The following is a 4,179-nucleotide window of genomic DNA, read 5'->3' on the forward strand; positions in this document are numbered from 1 at the left end:
GGCCTGGACACTGGCGCGCGTCGCCCAGCGGCTCGGGGAGCTGCCGGGGTCCCGGCGGCCCCGCCTGTGGTGCCTGAGCGGCGCGGTCCGGGAGAGCCGGACCCCCGGGGCGCTCGCCCAGTCCTGTCTGTGGGGCATGAGCAGGGTGGTGGCGAAGGAGCGCCCGGATCTGTGGGGCGGGCTCGTCGACCTGGCAGCCGAACCGTCGGGCGGCGATGTCGCGGCCCTGGCGGACGTACTGCGCCAGGGACCGACCCAGGAGGTGATCTCCCTGCGGAACGGTGTGCCGGAGGTCGCCAGGCTCACCCCGCTGTCCGGGGCACCGGTCCGCCGGCCGCTCAGGTGCCGGCCGGGCGGCACCTATCTCGTCACCGGCGGCCTGGGCACCCTCGGCGGGGCCATCGCCCAGTGGCTGGTCGAGCGCGGTGCCCGCAGGCTGGTCCTGGCCGGCCGCCGGGCGCTGCCGCCCCGGGAGGACTGGGACACGGTGCGCGATCAGGGCGTACGGCGCCGGATCGGGACCGTCCGGGCGCTGGAGGACCGGGGTGTGACGGTCCGTACGGTGGCACTCGACATCTGTGATCCGGACGCGGCTCGGCGTGCGCTGTCCCCCGGGGCCCTGGACCTGCCGCCGATACGGGGCGTGGTGCACGCGGCGGGCGTACTCGACAACCGGCTGCTCGGCGACCTCGACGAGCGGTCGCTGCGTACCGTGCTGCGGCCCAAGGTGGACGGCGCGCTGGTGCTCGACGAGCTGTTCCCGCCGGGCAGTGTGGACTTCTTCGTGCCGTTCTCCTCCTGCGGTCAACTGCTCGGGATCACCGGCCAGACGAGCTACGCCGCCGCGAACGCCTTCCTCGACGCCCTGGCCACCCGCCGCAGCGCCCTCGGCTGCCCCGGTTCGACAAGTCTGGGATGGACCTCCTGGCGCGGTATGGGCATGGCCGTCAACGAGGTGGTCGACCTGGAGCTGGCCGCCCAGGGAGTGGGCAGCATCGAGCCCGCCGAGGCGTTCGCCGCCTGGGAGTACGCGTCCCGCCGGGCGACGGGTCAGGTCACGGTCCTGCGGCGGGCCGCGGGAGGGGAGGGCGCGCACCGCACTCCGCTGCTGCGGGATCTGCCCGACGCGGCGGAGCCGGGCGCGGCGGACAGCGAGGACGGCTTCGGCTGGGAGGCGGAGCCGGAGCGGTTGCGGGAACGGCTCGCCGCGGAGGTGACCAGCAGTGTCGCCGCGACCCTGCGCATCCCCGCCGACCGGCTCCGGCCGCACCGCGAACTCACCGATCTCGGGATGGACTCGGTGATGGCCCTGATCATCGTCCGCAAGCTGGAGCGGCGGCTGGGGCTCGCGCTGCCGACGACCCTGCTGTGGCACCGCCCCAGCATCGGGGCGCTCGTCGACCACCTGGCCGCACTCGGCAGCGACGATCCGCCGGCCGTCGCCGTGAGCGGCCGTGGTCAGCGGTCGTAGTACCGGGCGAAGGCGGCCGCGGCCGAGGGGGTCGCGGCCTCGGCGGGGGCAGGGGCGGGGGCGGAGGGAGGAGCAGGGGCGGAGGCAGGGGCGGAGGCAGGGGCGGAGGCAGGGGCGGGGGCAGCGGCAGCGGCAGCGGCAGGCGAGGCGTACCGACGGCGTACGTCGTCGAGAGCGGGCAGGGCCGCCAGCACGGTCTCGAAGGGCAGTCCGAAGTCCACCAGGCAGGCCACCTCCGTGACGCCGACGGCCGCCAGCCGGTCGATCACCGCGGCGCACTTGTCCCGGGTGCCCAGGAGCGACCTCCGCCGGTAGTAGTCATCGGCCATCACCTCGGCCAGCCTGTCCCGCTCGGCGGCGTCCACGGCCCCGCCGGGCGCTCCGCCGGTCCGCTGGCTCAGGAACGAACCCAGATAGGTCCGCACCGGCTCCTGGACCAGCTCCCGGACCTGCTGCTCGTCGTCGCCGACATAGGTGTGCATGCCCACGGTGACGGTTCCCCCGGCCGGGTCGAGACCGGCCCGCTCCCTGGCGGACCGGTAGGCCGTCACATTCCGCTCCAGGCGCTCCCAACTGTCCAGCAGCGACAGTACGTTGAGGCCCCGCTTCCCCGCCTCGGTCCAGGTCCCGGGGTTCGATGTGTGCACCAGCCACAGCGGCAGTTCCGCCTGCCGGGGGCGCGGATGGGTACGGATCTCCAGTTCGCTCCCGCCGGGCCCGGGGAAGGCGACCCGCTCACCCCGCCACAGGGCGCGGAGCGTGGCGAGGTGTTCGAAGGTGTAGGCCCGCCGGTTCTCGTAGCGGTCCGGGTGGAAGACGAAGTCGCCCCGGTGCCAGCCGGTCGCCACGCACAGTCCCACCCGCCCGCCGGAGAGCTGGTCGACCAGTGACCACTCCTCCACGACCCGGACCGGGTGGTGGTGCGGCAGCACCACGCTGCCCGCCCGCAGCCCGATATGGCGGGTGGCCGTGGCCAGCGCGGCCGAGAGCACCGCGGGGCTGGGGAAGCTCCCGCCGAACTCCTGGAAGTGCCGCTCCGGAGTCCACAGCGCGGTGAAGCCGCGGCCGTCGATGAAGCGGGCGACGTCGAAGATGAACCGGTACCGTGCGCCGACGTCGTACTGGTCGTCGGCGGAGAAGAAGTAGACGCTGAAGTCCATGGCGGCACGTCCTCACGGGGCGGTGGCGCTCGTCAGCGCACCGGCCGTTCCAGGAACGGCAGGAGCAGGTCGGCGATGCGCGCGAGATTGTGGTTGTAGGCGATCGTGTGGTGGTCTGCCTTGAGTTCGTGCACCACCAGCTCGTCCCCGACGAACTCGGCGAATCCGTTCGACGGGTCGTCGTCGGTACGCGCCACGGGGGGCAGGTCGTTGTCGTTGACCGGCGCCACGAAACCCTCGGTGGCCCGGAACATGACGGTCGGTACCGGGGCCCGCAGCGGCCGGGGCCGGTACTCGCCGAGCAGCCGGCTGTTGTGGAGCATCAGTTCATGGCGGAGCCGGATGTGGTGCCGCAGAGCCTTCGGGTCAGGTCGCGAGGGCGCCTGTGCCACCACGTGGCCGACGACGTGTTCGAGCTGGCCGTCCAGATCGAGTCCGGAGAGCCGGGCGAGGGGGATCTGTTCGGTCACTCCGTAGCGCTGGCAGCAGGAGTTGCCCAGCATCACCACGGAGAACGCCTCCGCCTCCATCTCCGTCACCGCGCCCCAGTCCACCCCGTTCCAGGCTCCGGTGCCGGGCATGATGGGGTCGACCGCGAGCAGTTGGGACACCGTCTCGCCCTCGTGCTGGAGCTGGCGGGCCATCTCGTAGGCGAGTACGCCGCCGAACGAGGCACCGCCGAGGGTGAAGGGCTCGCCCGTGAACTGGTCCCGCAGCTCACCGACATAGCGCGCGGCCATCTCCTCGACGCTGTCGTAGAGGGTGACCCGGGAGTCCATGTCCACCTGTTCCAGGCCCAGTACCGGAGTCCGCGGGCCGAAGTGCCGGGACAGATAGACCGCGTAGCTCACCTCGCCGTAGAGGTTGTGCGCCCAGAAGGACCGCTGTCCGTCGCCGTGCCGGTTGATCGGGACCAGTGCGGCACTCCTGGTGGACGGGGTACTCCGGCCGGCGGCCCGCAGGTGGCGGAGGATCTCCTGGGCCGCGCGGGCGGAGGCCAGCCGGGTCCGGCCGTCGTCGCCACCCGTGCCGGTGCCAGAGCCGGTGTCGCCACCCGTGCCGGTGCTGTCGATGGCAACGTCGTCGGTGTCGGTGTCGATGTCGATGTCGATGTCGATGAGGGTGGGCGGCGGGGCGATCCAGCGGTCGAAGGCACCGGGCGGCTCCTGGCCACGGGAAACCGCCCGGACGACCGTCACCGCACCGGCACCGGTGAGCGGCCTCGGCGGGCCAGCCGAGGCGGCCCGGGCCAGTGCCGCGCGCCAGCGGGCCGCGGTGAGCAGCCTGCGGCGGAGGTCACGGCCGCGCAGGGGCGCGTGCGGCAGGAGCCGCTCGGCGGCGGTGGCCGACTGCTCCTCGATCCCGCCCACCACGAGGTCGGCCGCGCGTACGGGTTCGGGCGCACCCCACACCGCGGCGAAGGTGTTGCCTACGGCGGCGACCGATTCGGCCGTGGTCTCGGGCGGCCGGGCGCCAGCGGGATCGGGATCGGGATCGGGGGTGCCGATGAGCAGCAGCTCCGCCACGTCGATCCCCTTGTCCTGGAGA

At 73.4% G+C, this 4,179-nt stretch carries 3 protein-coding genes; 1 reads left to right on the top strand and 2 read right to left on the bottom strand.

Annotation, left to right across the window (positions count from 1 at the left end):
- Window positions 1–1,471: beta-ketoacyl reductase (locus ACWF94_RS35085; RefSeq protein WP_453498123.1), on the top strand; the 1,471-nt coding region annotated here is incomplete at its 5' end.
- Here ACWF94_RS35085 and ACWF94_RS35090 read toward each other — a convergent pair.
- Both ACWF94_RS35090 and ACWF94_RS35095 read right to left on the bottom strand, forming a co-directional pair.
- The gene (locus tag ACWF94_RS35090; protein ID WP_453498125.1) at window positions 1,459–2,631 is read right to left on the bottom strand and encodes a MupA/Atu3671 family FMN-dependent luciferase-like monooxygenase; all 1,173 of its coding nucleotides are present in this window, start codon (window positions 2,629–2,631) and stop codon (window positions 1,459–1,461) included. The genes ACWF94_RS35085 and ACWF94_RS35090 overlap by 13 nt on opposite strands.
- A gap of 32 nt (window positions 2,632–2,663) precedes the next feature.
- A partial coding sequence (locus tag ACWF94_RS35095) for a thioesterase domain-containing protein (protein ID WP_453498128.1) occupies window positions 2,664–4,179 on the bottom strand: 1,516 nt, incomplete at its 5' end.

The organism is Streptomyces sp. NPDC055078 (genome assembly GCF_053607985.1).